14 protein-coding genes and 1 riboswitch are annotated in these 15,701 nt (G+C 64.7%); of the genes, 6 read left to right on the top strand and 8 right to left on the bottom strand.

Annotated elements, in window-relative coordinates; genetic code table 11:
- Positions 1 to 26: 26 nt before the first annotated feature.
- The 4 genes from H618_RS0110345 to H618_RS0110330 form a co-directional block, all read right to left on the bottom strand.
- A complete protein-coding gene (locus tag H618_RS0110345; RefSeq protein ID WP_028694997.1) occupies positions 27 to 635 on the bottom strand; it encodes a YqiA/YcfP family alpha/beta fold hydrolase in 609 nt (202 codons plus the stop codon).
- 129 nt (positions 636 to 764) lie between these two features.
- A complete protein-coding gene (gene cpdA / locus H618_RS0110340) occupies positions 765 to 1,577 on the bottom strand; it encodes a 3',5'-cyclic-AMP phosphodiesterase (RefSeq protein WP_028694996.1) in 813 nt (270 codons plus the stop codon).
- Between the two features lie 84 nt (positions 1,578 to 1,661).
- A complete protein-coding gene (locus H618_RS0110335; RefSeq protein ID WP_028694995.1) occupies positions 1,662 to 2,114 on the bottom strand; it encodes a DUF1249 domain-containing protein in 453 nt (150 codons plus the stop codon).
- Complete coding sequence (locus tag H618_RS0110330; protein WP_028694994.1) at positions 2,105 to 2,722, bottom strand: NUDIX domain-containing protein; 618 nt, start codon at positions 2,720 to 2,722, stop codon at positions 2,105 to 2,107. The genes H618_RS0110335 and H618_RS0110330 overlap by 10 nt, the downstream gene beginning before the upstream one ends.
- 182 nt (positions 2,723 to 2,904) lie before the next feature.
- Here H618_RS0110330 and H618_RS0110325 point away from each other — a divergent pair, with 182 nt between their 5' ends.
- Entirely contained in the window at positions 2,905 to 3,651 is a 747-nt protein-coding gene (locus H618_RS0110325) for an RsiV family protein (RefSeq protein ID WP_028694993.1), read from the top strand.
- A gap of 85 nt (positions 3,652 to 3,736) precedes the next feature.
- Here H618_RS0110325 and thiC read toward each other — a convergent pair whose 3' ends face one another.
- A complete protein-coding gene (gene thiC / locus H618_RS0110320; RefSeq protein WP_028694992.1) occupies positions 3,737 to 5,623 on the bottom strand; it encodes a phosphomethylpyrimidine synthase ThiC in 1,887 nt (628 codons plus the stop codon).
- A gap of 149 nt (positions 5,624 to 5,772) precedes the next feature.
- Positions 5,773 to 5,879: riboswitch (TPP riboswitch) on the bottom strand.
- A gap of 149 nt (positions 5,880 to 6,028) precedes the next feature.
- On the opposite strand from thiC, the gene H618_RS0110315 reads away from it, so the two are divergent.
- Complete coding sequence (locus tag H618_RS0110315) at positions 6,029 to 7,465, top strand: TolC family outer membrane protein (protein WP_028694991.1); 1,437 nt, start codon at positions 6,029 to 6,031, stop codon at positions 7,463 to 7,465.
- Between the two features lie 57 nt (positions 7,466 to 7,522).
- Here the strand turns inward: H618_RS0110315 and waaA are convergent, their stop codons facing one another.
- Complete coding sequence (waaA, locus tag H618_RS0110310) at positions 7,523 to 8,794, bottom strand: lipid IV(A) 3-deoxy-D-manno-octulosonic acid transferase (protein ID WP_028694990.1); 1,272 nt, start codon at positions 8,792 to 8,794, stop codon at positions 7,523 to 7,525.
- 141 nt (positions 8,795 to 8,935) lie between these two features.
- On the opposite strand from waaA, the gene H618_RS0110305 reads away from it, so the two are divergent.
- The 4 genes from H618_RS0110305 (at position 8,936) to H618_RS0110290 (ending at position 12,325) form a co-directional block, all read left to right on the top strand.
- Entirely contained in the window at positions 8,936 to 9,268 is a 333-nt protein-coding gene (locus H618_RS0110305; protein WP_028694989.1) for a DMT family transporter, read from the top strand.
- 73 nt (positions 9,269 to 9,341) lie between these two features.
- Positions 9,342 to 10,517, top strand: a complete 1,176-nt coding sequence (locus H618_RS0110300) for an NAD(P)/FAD-dependent oxidoreductase (protein ID WP_028694988.1) — start codon at positions 9,342 to 9,344, stop codon at positions 10,515 to 10,517.
- Complete coding sequence (locus H618_RS0110295) at positions 10,514 to 11,326, top strand: aldo/keto reductase (protein ID WP_028694987.1); 813 nt, start codon at positions 10,514 to 10,516, stop codon at positions 11,324 to 11,326. Before H618_RS0110300 ends, H618_RS0110295 begins: the two co-directional genes overlap by 4 nt.
- Positions 11,327 to 11,362: 36 nt before the next feature.
- The gene (locus tag H618_RS0110290) at positions 11,363 to 12,325 is read left to right on the top strand and encodes a hypothetical protein (RefSeq protein WP_028694986.1); all 963 of its coding nucleotides are present in this window, start codon (positions 11,363 to 11,365) and stop codon (positions 12,323 to 12,325) included.
- A gap of 5 nt (positions 12,326 to 12,330) precedes the next feature.
- Here H618_RS0110290 and hldE read toward each other — a convergent pair whose 3' ends face one another.
- Together hldE and msbA are read right to left on the bottom strand one after the other, a co-directional pair.
- Positions 12,331 to 13,752, bottom strand: a complete 1,422-nt coding sequence (gene hldE, locus H618_RS0110285) for a bifunctional D-glycero-beta-D-manno-heptose-7-phosphate kinase/D-glycero-beta-D-manno-heptose 1-phosphate adenylyltransferase HldE (protein ID WP_028694985.1) — start codon at positions 13,750 to 13,752, stop codon at positions 12,331 to 12,333.
- Positions 13,753 to 13,882: 130 nt separating this feature from the next.
- Positions 13,883 to 15,691: a lipid A export permease/ATP-binding protein MsbA gene (gene msbA / locus H618_RS0110280; RefSeq protein WP_028694984.1), complete on the bottom strand. Its 1,809-nt coding sequence runs from the start codon at positions 15,689 to 15,691 to the stop codon at positions 13,883 to 13,885.
- Between the last annotated feature and the right edge of the window lie 10 nt (positions 15,692 to 15,701).

Below are 15,701 nucleotides of genomic sequence, written 5' to 3'. Positions count from 1 at the left end.
CGTCGTCAGTCTGGTGAATGCAGGAATCAAAGGGTGGCAAGGTCGACAGCGGCGATCCGCTCGGGGTCGACGCCGGCGTAGCCGAGCAGCGCAGGAATATGCGCGGCGAAGTGCTGGAAACCGTGGTCGCCACCTTGCTCGATACGCAGGTCGCAGTGCTGGTAGTAACGTTCGGCGTGGCGGTAGTCGAGGGTCTCATCGCCGGTCTGCAACCATACCTGGAAGCGGTGACGGTCTTGCGGCGACGGCACCTCCAGCTCAGCCAAGGCCGCGATGTGGTCGTGGGTCAGCTCCCAGGTTTCATCGCTGTAGTAGTTGCGCTGGGTGCCCAGATAGCCGTCGAACAGTCGGTGCGGCGCCACTGCGGGGTTGATCAGCAATGCCTTGAGGCCGTGCTGTTCAGCCAGCCAGGTGGCGTAGTAGCCGCCCAGCGAGCTACCGACCAGCAACGGCGAATCAAGCTCGGCAATGGCCGCCTGCAACTGGGCTATGGCCTGGCGCGGATGGTGATGCAGCGCCGGTACGCGCAGTCGCTCGGACAGCCCGAGCTGCTGCATCACCTTGGTCAGTTGGCTGGCCTTGAGCGACAGCGGCGAGCTGTTGAGCCCGTGTATATAAAGGATCGAACCCGACATCGTAGCCTCGGCATCTGCAACGCGGCGCCCGGTCAGCCGGGCGCGGGGAAACGCGCAGTGTATCGTGTTCGCCGACGTTTGGCGCAGTCGCAGGTTTCGCAAGGTGTTGCCCGGCGTCTGCCAAGCGGCTCAATAGCCTGGGCTGTCGAAGTCCAGGGTCACCACGAAGTCCTCGGCGCGCTCCACCGCGGTGTCGATCGAGCCGTCGTCGTGCAAGCGCAGCCAGCGGTAGCCGGGCGACTCTTCGCTGACCTGAAACGCTTCGCTGGCGGCAGCGAACTGAATGCAGGTCGAGGGCGTTGCCAGCAGGCGCACGCCGTTGCGTCGTTCGTCCCACGGTTGGTGGATGTGCCCCCACAGCAGCGCACGCACCTGAACATGGCGAGCCAGCACCGCGAACAACTGCTCGGCGTTGCGCAGGCCGATGGGCGCGATCCACGCGCAACCGATGTCGACCGGCTGGTGGTGCAGGCACACCAGGCAGTGGCGATCGCCGGCCGCGCCCAGGGCCTGATCGAGCAACGCCAGTTGATCGTCGGCCAGCAGTCCATGGGTGGCGCCAGCCACGGCCGAATTGAGCATCAGCACGCGCCAGGCGCCGATATCGGTGACCGCCTGGATCAGCGTGTGCTGGCCGATCGCGGCCATGACCTGCGGTGCATCGTGATTGCCCGGCAGCCAGCGGCTCAGGGGTGCCAGGCCGTCGGTCAGCTCGGCAAACGCGGCATACGACGCCGCACTGCCGTCCTGGGACAGATCGCCGGTACACAGCAACAGGTCGATCTGCGCCTGCTCGCGGCGCACCTGCTGCACCACGTGGCGCAGGGTGTCACGGGTATTGACGCCCAGCAGGCCGCCGGCCGGATCTGCGAACAGGTGCGGGTCGGTGAGTTGCACGACATGGACGGGGGAGGCAGAGCGGAAGGGGGCTGGCGTTGACAACGGCCGTCTCCTTGAGCGGGTGTGGCGCAATTATCGTCAGCGCCGGGCTGGACGCAACCGGCAGAAGCCGACCGGGTTCACATTTCAGCGAACCGCCGCCAGTTCATGGCCCCAGGCCAGGCAGTGGCTGAGCCACTCGCCGAGAAACAGGTTGAGCTGGGCCTTTTCATCGGGCTGGTGCATGGCCTCGTTGGGGTACGGATAGATGCTGCGCAGACGCCGCGCATGCTCGGCGCTGACCACCTCGGCCATGCGCGCATCGTGGTACACCTGCACTTCCATCTGCGGCACCGGCAGCCATGGCAGGCTGTGTTCCTGGCGCACGCGCAAGGTGGTGGTGTACGGGCAGGCTTGCAGCACTTCCAGCGCCAGCACGCCCAGGGTCTGGTCACCCTGGGTCATGCCGATGCGCCGCTCGCTCTGGTTACTGCGCATCTCTGGCAGCAGGCGCATCAGCCGCGCATAGTTGGCCTCGCAGGCAGCCTGCAGGCCGATCAGATCGACCCGGTAGCGTTCGCGAGCCGGGCTCACGACCACATCCCCCGGACTTCGGCGCGGTTCAGCGCCAGCCATTGCAAGGCGATGATGCTGGCAGCATTGCAAATGCGTCCGTCGCGTACCGCCTGCAGGGCATCTTCGAACGACCAGACCTGCACGCGGATGTCTTCGCTTTCTTCTTCCAGGCCATGCACGCCGCCGGCGCCTTCGCTGCTGCAACGGCCGAGGAACAGGTGCACGAACTCGTCACTGCCGCCCGGCGAAGGGAAATAGCGGGTCATCGGCCACAGCGCTGAGAAGCTCAAACCTGCTTCTTCCTCGGCCTCACGGTGGGCGACCTGTTCGGGTTCTTCGTCCTTGTCGATCAGCCCGGCGACCAGCTCGATCAGCCAGGGGTTGCTCGCCTTGTCCATGGCGCCGACGCGAAACTGCTCGATCAGCACCACTTCATCGCGCTGCGGGTCGTAGGGCAGCACGCACACGGCGTCGTGGCGCACGAACAGCTCGCGGCTGATTTCCCGGCTCATGCCGCCGTCGAACAGCTCGTGGCGCAGGTGCACGCGGTCGAGCCGATAGAAGCCCTTGAAGCAGTGCTCACGCTTGACGGTCTCGACGAGCCGAGGCTCGGAATGTGAAGGGTTGGCCATGGAAATTCCTCTACAGCAACGACTACATCGCGCCATCCTACTCTGCGAAACGTCGTGTTTCATCCCTTTCCCGCGACCGCCCAGGCGGCCAGGACAGGCCGCAGCGACTCTGTTAGCTTAGCGGCGAACCGAACCTTTCGCCGACGGTCGAAGACCGATCATCTTGTCTTGCAAGGATCAACATGACACTTGTCAAACTGACCTCCGTTGCCGTCCTGGCCCTGGCCCTGGGAGCCTGCCAGAGCGTGTTCGCGCCCAACTACCGCACACCGCTGGAGGTCAAGCGCGACGCCTGGGAGCACATCAAGCCTGGCTGTAGCGAAAGTGACTGCCCGTTGGTGAACATCGACACCGTGTCGTTCCCGGCGCTGCCCAAACTCGACGGCATCGTCGAGCGTCGCCTGCTGCAACTGACCGAAGACAACGAGCGCAGCACCCCGCCCAGCTCGCTCAAGGCCTATGAACAGCAGTACCTGGCCACGGCGCAGAAGCGCAACAGCAGCTACCTGCAAGCCAAGGTACGCGAGCAGCATGACGGACTGGTGATCGTCGAGTTGTCGAGTTATCTGGACACCGGCGGTGCCCATGGCATGCCGGGGCGTGACCTGATCAACTATTCACGCCAGCAGGACAAGGTGCTGACCTTGCAGGACATGCTTCTGCCCGGCCAGGAAGATACCTTCTGGAAGACCGTCGCCGAATCCCACCGCGCCTGGCTGATGAGCGTGGAAATGGACAAGGACGCAGAGTTCATCAAGACCTGGCCCTTCCGCAAATCGCCGCACATCGCCCTGACCTACGGCGCGATGATCGTCAAATACGAGGTCTACGCCATCGCCCCTTACTCCATGGGCCATGTCGAGCTGAAGATCCCCTACCCGCGCCTGAACGGCATTCTCAAGCCTGAGCTGTTCCCGGGACGGGGGTGAGCGCTGGGAATCGAGTGATTGGGCTTTACGGCCCTTCGCGGCTAAAGCCGCGAAGGGTCCCCAAGATCAAAGCTCCCGAACCCACTTACACCTTGTGATACAGCTGGCTACCTTCCTGACGGAAGCGCTCCGCCTGCTCGCGCATGCCCTCTTCCACCGACACCTCGACCGCATCGATACGCATATTGGCGGCGTACTCGCGCACTTCCTGGGTGATCTTCATCGAGCAGAACTTCGGCCCGCACATCGAGCAGAAGTGCGCCACCTTGGCCGACTCCTTGGGCAAGGTCTCGTCGTGGAAGGCGCGCGCGGTGTCCGGGTCGAGGCCGAGGTTGAACTGGTCCTGCCAGCGGAATTCGAAGCGCGCCTTCGATAGTGCGTTGTCACGAATCTGCGCACCCGGGTGGCCCTTGGCGAGGTCGGCGGCATGGGCGGCGATCTTGTAGGTGATGATGCCGGTCTTGACGTCATCCTTGTTCGGCAATCCCAGGTGTTCCTTGGGGGTGACGTAGCAGAGCATGGCGCAGCCGAACCAGCCGATCATCGCCGCACCGATGCCCGAGGTGATGTGGTCATAACCCGGCGCGATGTCGGTGGTCAGCGGGCCGAGGGTGTAGAACGGCGCTTCGTCGCAGCACTCGAGCTGCTTGTCCATGTTCTCTTTGATCAACTGCATCGGCACGTGGCCGGGGCCTTCGATCATGCACTGCACGTCGTGTTTCCAGGCGATCTTGGTCAGCTCGCCAAGGGTTTCCAGCTCACCGAACTGCGCGGCGTCGTTGGCGTCGGCAATCGAGCCCGGACGCAGGCCATCGCCGAGCGAGAAGCTGACGTCGTAGGCCTTCATGATTTCGCAGATTTCCTCGAAGTGGGTGTAGAGGAAGTTCTCCTGGTGATGCGCCAGGCACCACTTGGCCATGATCGAGCCGCCACGGCTGACGATGCCGGTGACGCGCTTGGCCGTCAGCGGCACATAGCGCAGCAACACGCCGGCGTGGATGGTGAAGTAGTCGACGCCCTGCTCTGCCTGCTCGATCAGCGTGTCGCGGAACAGCTCCCAGGTCAGGTCTTCGGCCACCCCGCCGACCTTTTCCAGCGCTTGGTAGATCGGCACCGTGCCGATCGGCACCGGCGAGTTGCGGATGATCCACTCGCGGGTTTCATGGATGTGCTTGCCGGTGGACAGGTCCATGACCGTGTCCGAGCCCCAGCGGATGCCCCAGGTCAGCTTGGCGACCTCTTCTTCGATGGACGAACCCAGCGCGCTGTTGCCGATGTTGCCGTTGATCTTCACCAGGAAGTTGCGGCCGATGATCATCGGCTCGAGTTCGGTGTGGTTGATGTTGGCGGGAATGATCGCACGACCCCGGGCGACTTCCTCGCGGACGAACTCGGCAGTGATTTGCTTGGGGATGCTGGCACCGAAACTGTGCCCGTCGTGCTGCTGGTCGAGCAGCCCGGCGGCGCGGGCCTCTTGCAGCTTGAGGTTCTCGCGGATCGCCACGTATTCCATTTCCGCGGTGATGATGCCCTGACGCGCGTAGTGCATCTGCGAGACATTGGCGCCGGCCTTGGCCCGGCGCGGGTTGCGCACGTGGCTGAAGCGCAGGCGGGTCAGCTCGGGGTCGTTGAGGCGTTCCTGGCCAAAATTCGAACTCAGCCCGGCCAGACGCTCGGTATCACCACGCGCATCGATCCACGCCGAGCGCACATCGCCCAGGCCCTTGCGCACGTCGATGATCACGTTGGGGTCGGTGTAGGGGCCGGAGGTGTCATAGACCAGCACCGGCGCGTTGGCCTCGCCGCCGAAGTCGGTGGGGGTGTCATCCAGGCTGATCTCGCGCATTGGCACGCGGATGTCCGGGCGCGAGCCTTCGACATAGATCTTGCGCGAACGGGTGAAGGGCTGCACCGATTGCTGATCGACCTTGGCCGACTCACTCAGGTGAATGGATTTTTCTTGTTTGCTCATCACGGCTCTCCAGACGATTTCCTGCGGGCGGAATGTCGGGGAAGAACCTGAAAGACGCGGACGCACTCATGGACGAGTGCGGTGTCGGATGCGGGGCGTGGTGCAGTTGAGCTGCGACGATCCCGGATCTGACACAAGATCTCGCCGGGAAAGCGAGCAATCTTGTTCCCTACGCAGGCGCTAACCTGATCAGGTTCAACGGGATCCGGAACTATCCGATCTCAGCCTTCGATTCAAGGCACCCCGACAAGAACGCGTGCAGTCTAGACTCAACCACTCGGCAAAGCCAAGCCTGCCGGCACTGGCAGGACGAAAGGCGCAAGAGGGAATTGTTGCCGAGCGAGTCCAGCCGTACACTGGCCACTTTTCAATACTCAACAGTTCAGAAATTCAAGGATCGACTCCATGCTGCGCAAACTATCGCTGGCACTCGCCGTGTCCTGTGCGTCCCATGCCGCAGTTGCCGCAGTGGAGACGCTGCCAACGGTGAAAACCGACCTGGTCAGCGTCTATCAGGAAGCGGTGGGCAACAACGCTGACCTGGCCGCGGCCCGTGCCGACTACGGCGCCCGCCGCGAGATCGTGCCCCAGGCGCGCGCCGGCCTGCTGCCCAACCTTTCCGCCGGTGCAGAATCGATGAACACCCGCACCAGGCTCGACGAGCCGGCGATCACCTCCACCCGAAGCGGCAACTCGTGGAGCGCGACCCTGTCGCAGCCGCTGTTCCGCGCCGATCGCTGGTTCCAGTTGCAGGCTGCCGAGGCGGTCAACGAGCAGGCGGCGCTGGAGCTTTCGGCCACCGAGCAGAACCTGATTCTGCAAAGCGCCGAAAGCTATTTCGCGGTGCTCCGCGCCCAGGACAACCTGGCCTCGACCAAAGCCGAAGAATCGGCGTTCAAGCGCCAGCTCGATCAGTCCAACGAACGCTTCGACGTCGGCCTTTCCGACAAGACCGACGTGCTGCAATCCCAGGCCGGCTACGACACCGCACGGGCCAACCGGATCATCGCCCAGCGCCAGGTCGATGACGCCTTCCAGGCCCTGGTAACCCTGACCAACCGCGAATACGGTGCACTGCAAGGGGTGGTGCACAGCCTGCCGGTGCAGGTGCCGAGCCCCAACGATGCCAGGGCCTGGGTCGATACTGCCGCGCGGCAGAACCTCAACCTGCTGGCGACCAACCATGCCGTCGATGCCGCCCAGGAAACCCTGCGCCAGCGCAAGGCCGGCCATGCCCCGACCCTCGACGCGGTGGCGCGCTACCAGAAAGGCGACAACGACAGCCTGGGCTTTAGCAACCCGGCGCCACAACCCGGCGTGCGCTACGGCGGCGACGTCGAGCAGACCACCATCGGCCTGCAACTGAACATCCCGCTGTACAGCGGCGGACTCACCAGCTCGCAGGTGCGCGAGGCCTACCAGCGCCTCAGCCAAAGTGAACAGCAGCGCGAAAGCCTGCGCCGTCAGGTGGTCGAGAACACCCGCAACCTGCACCGCGCGGTGAACACCGATGTCGAGCAGGTGCAGGCGCGCAAGCAGTCGATCATCTCCAGCCAGAGCGCCCTGCAAGCCACCGAAATCGGCTACCAGGTCGGCACGCGCAACATCGTCGATGTGCTCGATGCCGAACGCCAGCTGTACAACTCGGTGCGCGACTACAACAACAGCCGCTACGACTACATCCTCGACAACCTGCGCCTCAAGCAGGCCGCCGGCACCCTCAGCCCGCAAGACCTGCAAGACTTGGGTCGCTACCTCAAGACCGACTACAACCCGGACAAGGACTTCCTGCCACCGGACTTGGCCGCTGCCGCCGCGAAGAACTTCGAGCGCCGCCCCTGAACGCAAACAGCCCGTCTGCCGTGAACACGACAGACGGGCTGTGGCCCTGCCAATGGCTCAGCGCATCAACGCATCGATGCCATCGAGCAGGCGCTTGAGTGCGCCCTGGTTGGCCTGCATCACTTGCCTGCCGGCCTCGCCCATGCGTTTGGCATCCTGGGCCAGCTCGATCAGACGCCGCACTTCGTTGCCCAGGCTTTCGGCATTGTCGAGCTGCAGCAGGCCACCGGCTTCGCGCAGCAGGTTGCTGATTTCCAGAAAGTTGAACACGTGCGGGCCCATCAGCACCGGCAAGGCCAAGGCGGCAGGCTCAAGCGGGTTGTGCCCGCCACGCGGCACCAGGCTGCCGCCTACGAAGGCGATGTCGGCCAGGGCGTAGAGAAACAGCAACTCGCCCATGGTGTCGCCGACCAGCACTTGCGTCTGCGCCTGTACCGCCTCGCCGGTGGAGCGGCGCACACTGTCGAACTGCTCGCGGCACTGCTCGTACACCGTGGTGAATCGCTCGGGGTGGCGCGGCACCAGAATCAGCAAGGCATCGCTGTGCACGGCCAGCAACTGACGGTGCGCGGCCAGCACCTGCGCGTCTTCGCCCTCATGGGTGCTGGCCGCGATCCACACCGGACGCGCCTGCGCCGCCCACTGCTCGCGCAAGGCCTGGGCGCGGGGTTGCAGTTGTGGGTCGAGCTTGAGGTCGAACTTGATCGAGCCCGTGACCTGCACCGCCTCGGTACGCGCGCCGAGCTGACGGAAGCGCTCGGCTTCGGTTTCGGTCTGCACGGCGATCAGGCTCATCTGCGCCAGCATCGGCCGGGTCAACCCGGCGAAACGCCCATAGCCGCGCGCCGAGCGCTCGGACAACCGCGCATTGGCCAGCACCACGGGAATGTTGCGGCGTGCACATTGATCGATGATGTTCGGCCACAGCTCGGTTTCCATGATGACCCCAAGCTTGGGCTGCACGCGGTCGAGGAAACGCCGCGCCGCCCAGGGCAGGTCGTACGGCAGGTAGCAGTGCTGCACCCGCGGCTCGTCGGCGAACATCGCGCGAATGCGCTCGGAGCCGGTCGGGGTCATGCAGGTGACGGTCACCGGTAATTGCGGATACGCCGCGAGCAGCGCACGCACCATGGGCGCTGCGGCGATGCTCTCGCCGACCGACACGGCGTGTACCCAGATTCCGCCCGGGCGCAGTTCGGGCAGCGTCCAGGCGAAACGTTCGCCGACGCGCTGGCCGTAGGCCGGTGCCTTGCGCGCACGCAGGAACAGGCGCAGCGCGACCAGCGGCAGGCCCAGGTGAAACAACACGGTATAGAGAGTTCTGTTCATGGCAGCAGAGTCTACAAGGAACCGTGCGCAGGGACATCCGCCAAACGTAACGACAGGCTGGGGTAGGAATAGTCCTGCGTATGACTGGACGCCGTCCCACGCAAGCCTAAGAATGCTCGCCATTTCCCTGAGGACGCCCCCTTGAACGCCTACACCTACCTGGCCATCGCCATCTGCGCCGAAGTCATCGCCACTGCTTCGATGAAGGCCGTCAAAGGCCTGAGCACCCCGCTGCCGCTGCTGTTGATGGTGGTCGGCTATGGCATTGCCTTCTGGATGCTCACGCTGGTGGTGCGCACGGTGCCGGTGGGTATTGCCTACGCCGTGTGGTCGGGGCTGGGCATCGTTCTGATCAGCATCGCGGCCTTGGTGATCTACGGGCAGAAGCTCGACCTGCCGGCCATGCTCGGCATGGCGATGATCGTCGGCGGTGTGGTGGTGATTCAGGTGTTCTCCAAGACCACTGGGCATTGAACGGCCCGGCGCGCTCGGCCCGGCCAAGCAGACCTGTATACTGCCCGCCTTGTCTTGAATCCGAGGTCTTTGCATGCCAACCGCCATTGCCACCGACATTCTCATCGTCGGCGCCGGAGTCGCCGGTCTCTGGTTGAACGCCAGGCTACGTCGGCTGGGCTACTCGACCGTGCTGGTGGAGCGGGCCAGCCTCGGCGGCGAGCAGACCATCAAGTCTCAGGGCATCATCCACGGCGGCACCAAGTACGCGCTGCACGGCGCGCTGACTGGCGCCTCGGAAGCCATCTCCGACATGCCGCGGCGCTGGCGCGAAGCGCTGGCCGGCGACGGCGAGCTGAACCTCGGCCACACCCGTCTGCTGTCCGAGGCCCACTACTTGTGGTCGCCCGGCACCCTGGCCGGCAACCTCACCAGCTTCTTCGCCAGCAAGGCGGTGCGCGGCCGGGTCGATCAGGTCAAGGGCGAGCAACTGCCCCCGGCCCTGCAAGACCGTGCCTTCAAGGGCAAGGTCTACCGCCTGGCCGAACTGGTGGTCGACGTGCCCAGCCTGCTCGCCAACCTGGCCGAGCTTGCCGGTGACAGCCTGCTCGCCGGCGAGCGCATCACCCCGCTGCGCGACGGCGATACGCTGGTCGGGCTCGAGGTCGATGGCCGCGAGATCCGCGCGCAACGCATCGTCCTCAGTGCCGGTGGCGGCAGCGAAGCCTTGCTCCAGGCCCTTGGCCTGAGCCAGCCAGCCATGCAGCGCAGGCCGTTGCACATGGTCATGGTCAAGGGTCCGAACCTCAAGCCGTTGTACGCCCATTGCCTGGGCGGTGGGCCCAAGCCACGGGTGACGGTGACCAGCCATCCCGGCGCGGATGGCCAGTGGGTCTGGTACCTGGGCGGCGATCTGGCCGAGGCCGACGGTGTGGCGCGTACGCCAGAGGCGCAGATCGCGGCGGCGCGCAAGGAAATCGCCCAGTTGCTGCCGTGGGTCGATCAAACGCCGTTGCGCTGGGCGACCCTGCGCGTCGAGCGCGCCGAGCCTGCGCAGTCTGGGTTGGTGCGCCCCGACAACGCCTTCCTTGCCGAGCAAGACCGCTTGCTGGTCGGCTGGCCGACCAAACTGGCCCTGGCTCCAGATTTCAGCGACCGCGTACTGGCCACGCTGCAACGCGACGGCATCCGTCCAGGCGCCCAGCCCGACCTCAGCGACCTGCCGCGCCCTGCCATGGGCGTGCCTGCCTGGGAGCAACTGCTGCCATGAGCCTGCCAACATTGCACGGCCACCATCGGCCACTGGGCAGCACCGGGCTGAAGGTCTCACCGCTCGGTCTGGGCACGGTCAAGCTGGGGCGCGATCAAGGGGTGAAGTACCCCACCGGCTTTACCATTCCTGGCGATGACGAGGCGCGCCTGTTGCTGGCGCAGGCGCGCGACCTGGGCATCAACCTGATCGACACCGCGCCGGCGTATGGCCGCAGCGAAAAACGCCTCGGCCCGCTGTTGCGTGGCCAGCGCGACGCCTGGGTGATCGTCAGCAAGGTCGGTGAGGAGTTCGAGGCCGGTCACTCGCGCTTCGACTTCAGCGCCGCGCACACCCGGCGCTCGGTCGAGCGCAGCCTGCAACGCCTGGAAACCGATCGCCTGGAACTGGTGCTGGTGCACTCCGACGGCAACGATCTGGACATCCTCGAACACAGCGAGGTCTACCAGACCCTCGCCGCGCTCAAGCAGGAGGGCAAGATTCTCGCCTTCGGGCTTTCTGGAAAAACCGCCGCCGGCGGCCTCAAGGCGTTGGAACAGGGCGACTGCGCGATGGTCACTTATAACCTGAAGGAACAGGATGAGCGCCCAGTCATCGACTATGCCGCACGCCATGGCAAGGCGATTCTGGTGAAGAAGGCCCTGGCCAGCGGGCATGTCTGCCTGGCACCGGGTGTAGATCCGGTTCGGGCCAGTTTCGAGCTGCTGTTCAATCACCCCGGCGTCAGCAGTGCAATCGTCGGCACCATCAACCCGCTGCACCTGGCCCATAACGTGGCCACCGTGGCCCGCATCCTGGGCCCGCACTGACCCGCCCATCCGGGCGCACCAGGCAAGGAGGCGCACGTGGCGCGAACGCTGATCCGCAAGAACCCGAGCAACTTCAAGACCCTGCCCTTGCAGGTCGAGGCCAGCCCCGAGGGGCTGGCTTACAAGAGCCTGGGCATGCCGCTGAATTTCAGCCAGACCCTGCAACGGCGCAAGCCCATCGAACTGCCCGACACCCAGCGCTTCAGCGTGGAGCTGGCCAACCTCGGGGTGTCGGTGCGGCTGACCTTGCAGTGGCAGAACCGCGAGTACTGGGTACTGGTGCGCCAGCGTCGGCAAGACCGCGGCGACGTCGTGCTCAAGCTGATTTCAGGCTACGTACCGGCCCACGAACTGAACCTGCCGCTGCACACGGCGATTCAGGAAGTCGCCGAGGAATGCCTGCTGGAAACCCCCGAGGGCTGGCTCGGCGGACGCTTCAACGACACCTGGCTGCCGACCCCCTATGCGGCGGCCTTGCAGTATCGCGAGTCAGCGCCCTTCCTGCTCACCCCTGCCTCGGGTGCGGCCTTGCCCGTGCAAAGCGCCAACCTCACCCTGCTGGAACGTCCGCGGGCCTACGTGCACCTGCCCACCGCCTCGCTGCAGCTGATCTACGACCTGCGCCTGCAAGTCCCGCGGGAGGCCAAGTCGCTGAGCCTGTTCCACGTCGATGAGCGTTTGGAGGGTGATCAGTTGGTGGCGCGGCTCAACCGCAAGCGCCCCGACCTGTACCTGATGCCGGTGGTCGACGGCAAGCCGCTGGCCGAGCTGTACACCTTGAACAAGGATCGGCTGATTCCGGCCAGCACCCGCGGCCTGTACCTGGCCGAAAGCTTCGCGGCGCAGGATGGCTGGGTGGTGAGTCAGGAACGGATTCGCTGGAAAGACTGGCTGCGCCAACAGGGCCTGGTGGAGAACAAGCCCCGTTCACCGCTGCAACGCCTGACCGGCAAGGCCAAGGCGTTGATCACGCGGGCGCGGACGAAGCTGCGCCCCTAGAGGCGTCAGTGCTTGCGAATTTTCTCGACGATGGCGGTGGTCGAGCTGTTCTCGACCAGGCCCAGTACCTTCACCGTACCGCCATAGGCGCTGACGATATCGGCGCCGACCACTTGCTCGATGCCATAGTCGCCGCCCTTGACCAGCACATCCGGCTTGACCTGACGCAGCAGGTTTTCCGGCGTGCCTTCAGAGAAGCTGATCACCCAGTCGACCGCACCCAGCCCGGCCAGCACCGCCATGCGCCGGTCGACGCTGTTGATCGGCCGACCCGGCCCTTTCAGACGGCTTACCGAGGCATCGTCATTGACCGCGACGATCAGGCGATCGCCCTGGGCTCGTGCCTGCTCCAGGTAGGTGACATGGCCGGCGTGGAGGATGTCGAAGCAGCCGTTGGTGAAGACGATGGTCTCGTTGTGGGCACGGGCGTCATCGATCGCGACCAGCAGTTGCTCAAGACCCAGCACACCACGCTCGGAGCCCTCTTCACGCTGGATGGCGCGACGCAGCTCAGGTGCACTGATAGCTGCGGTGCCGAGCTTGCCGACCACGATGCCGGCGGCAAGGTTGGCCAGCGCCACGGCCTGAGGCAGTTCTTCACCCGCCGCGATGGCGGCCGCCAGGGTGGAGATGACGGTGTCGCCGGCACCGGTGACATCGAACACTTCGCGGGCCCGCGCCGGCAGGTGCAGCGGGGGATGATCGAGGCGCAGCAGGGTCATGCCATGCTCGCCGCGGGTCACCAGCAGTGCGCCGAGGTCAAGGTCACGCAGCAGTTGCAGGCCTTTTCCAACCAGCTCGGCTTCATCGGCGCAGCGGCCAACGATGCCTTCGAATTCGCTGAGGTTGGGGGTGATCAGGCTGGCGCCACGGTAGATGCTGAAGTCGCTGCCCTTGGGATCGGCAAGCACTGGAACGCCTTTGGCCCGTGCCACTTGAATCAGGTGCTGATGGTTCTTCAGCGCACCTTTGCCGTAGTCCGACAGCACCAACACCTTGATGCCTTCGAGCAGCGCGTCGACTTCTTCGCCGAGCGACAGCGGATCGGTGGCGAAGGGCTCTTCGAAATCGATGCGCAGCAACTGCTGGTGACGGCTCATGACCCGCAGCTTGACGATGGTCGGCTGGTGGGCGATGCGCTGGAACACCGAGCGCACGCCGGCCGCATGCAGGCTGTTGGCCAGGCTGTCGGCTGCTTCATCCTGGCCGGTGACGCCGACCAGCGACGCTGGGGCGCCAAGGGCTGCGATGTTCAGGGCCACGTTGGCCGCGCCGCCGGGACGGTCTTCGATCTGATCGACCTTCACCACCGGCACCGGGGCCTCGGGGGAAATGCGAGAAGTACCGCCATGCCAGTAGCGGTCGAGCATGACATCGCCGACCACCAGAACCGGGGCTTGATCGAAACGCGGCATGGACAACTTCATGGACAACCCATATGTGAAAAATGAACGGGGGCAGGATATTAGCACAGGGCCCAGAGCGGCTTTAACGCCGCATCCAGTGTGGGAATTTCCTGGTGACGACCGGGGCCGCGCGGGCCCCGACCGGTGAGGCTCAGGTGATGTCGGCGTGGGCCGATTCGTCCAGGCCCATGGCATGCAGGCGCGCGTAGTGACCATTGGCCGCAAGCAGCTCGGCATGGGTGCCACGCTCGACCAGGCGGCCCTGATCCATGACCAGAATCTGGTCGGCCTTCTCGATGGTCGACAGGCGGTGGGCGATCACCAGCGTGGTGCGCCCTTGCATGACGTGGTCCAGCGCCGCCTGGATGTGCCGCTCCGACTCGGTGTCGAGCGCCGAGGTGGCTTCGTCGAGAATCAGCAGTGGGGCGTTCTTCAGCAGCGCCCGGGCGATCGCCAGACGCTGGCGCTGACCACCGGACAACAGCACGCCGTTCTCGCCGACTTCGGTGTCGAAGCCTTGTGGCAATTGGTCGACGAACTCCTTGGCATAGGCATCGGCTGCAGCCACTTCGATATCTTCGCGCGGCGCCCCGGCCAGATCGCCATAGGCGATGTTGTTGGCCACGGTGTCGTTGAACAGGGTGACGTGCTGGGTCACCTGCGAGACATGCTGGCGCAGGTTGCGCAGGCGGTATTCTTCGATCTCCACGCCGTCGAGCAGAATCTGCCCGTGGTCGTGGTGGTAGAAGCGCGGAATCAGCGCGGCGAGAGTCGACTTGCCACTGCCGGAGCGGCCCACCAGGGCGATCATCTGCCCAGGCTCGGCGGTGAAGCTGATGTCGTTGAGTACCTGACGCTGGGTGCCGGGGTAGGTGAAGCTGAGGTTGCGCACCTCAAGACGACCCAGCACACGCTCCTTCTCGACCGTGCCGGTGTCGACCTCGGGCTTCTCGTCGAGCTGTTCGAAGATGCTCTCGGCGCCGGCCAGGCCCTTCTGGATGGTCGAGCTGACTTCCGACAACTGCCGAATCGGCTTGGGCAGCAGGCCGGCGGCGGTGATGTAGGCCACCAGGTCACCGGCGGAGGAATCACCGCGCAGGTACAGCACCAGGAACATCAGCACCGCCATGGCGGTGTAGATCACCAGCTGCAGCATTGGCGTGTACAGTGCGCCGGTCTTGGTCATGCGCAATTGTTTGTCGGTGTTGCTCTGGCTGGCGGACTCGAAGCGGCGCTGCTCGTACACCTCGCCACCGAAGCTGCGCACCACCCGGTAGCCCTGGATGGTTTCCGAGGCCACGTGGGTGACATCACCCATCGCCACCTGGATTTTCTTGCTCTGCTTGCGAAATTTCTTGCTGGCCGTGCTGACCATGACCGCGATGATCGGCAGGATCGCCAGCATCACCAGGGTCAGTTGCCAGTTCATCCACATCAGGTAGATGAACAGGAACACCACGGTCAGGCCCTCACGAATCACAACTTTGATGGCATCGGTGGCGGCGCCGGTGACCATGGTCACATTGAAGGTGATGCGCGAGATCAGGTGCCCGGAGTTGTGGTTGTCAAAGTAGCGGTTGGGCAGTACCAGCAGCTTGTTGAACAACTCGACACGCAGGTCATGCACCAGGCCAAGAGACACCTTGGCCAGGTAGTAGTTACCCAGGAACGAGCCCAGCCCCTGCCACGCGGCGATGAGGATGATCAGCAGCGGCACGGCCTGCAGCAATTGCAGGTCACGCAGGTAGGGCACGTTGGGGAAAAGGACGACTTCGGGGTTGCTCAGGCCATCCACGAAGTACTTGAGGATGCCTGCCAGCATGGGCTGGGTCGAGGCAAAGATCACGAAGCCGACGATACTCAGCAGGAAGATCCCGATGTAGGGCTTCACATAGCTCAGCAGCCGGAAGTAGATCTTCAGGCTGGAGTCGTGCTCCGCCGGGAGCGGTGTTTCGGCCATCATCAAGCTC

The sequence above is a fragment of the Pseudomonas cremoricolorata DSM 17059 = NBRC 16634 genome (assembly GCF_000425745.1).
In the GTDB taxonomy this organism is placed as follows: Bacteria; Pseudomonadota; Gammaproteobacteria; order Pseudomonadales; family Pseudomonadaceae; genus Aquipseudomonas; species Aquipseudomonas cremoricolorata.
The sequence above is the reverse complement of the archived record's forward strand: the minus strand, read 5'-3'. Positions and strand labels throughout refer to the sequence as shown.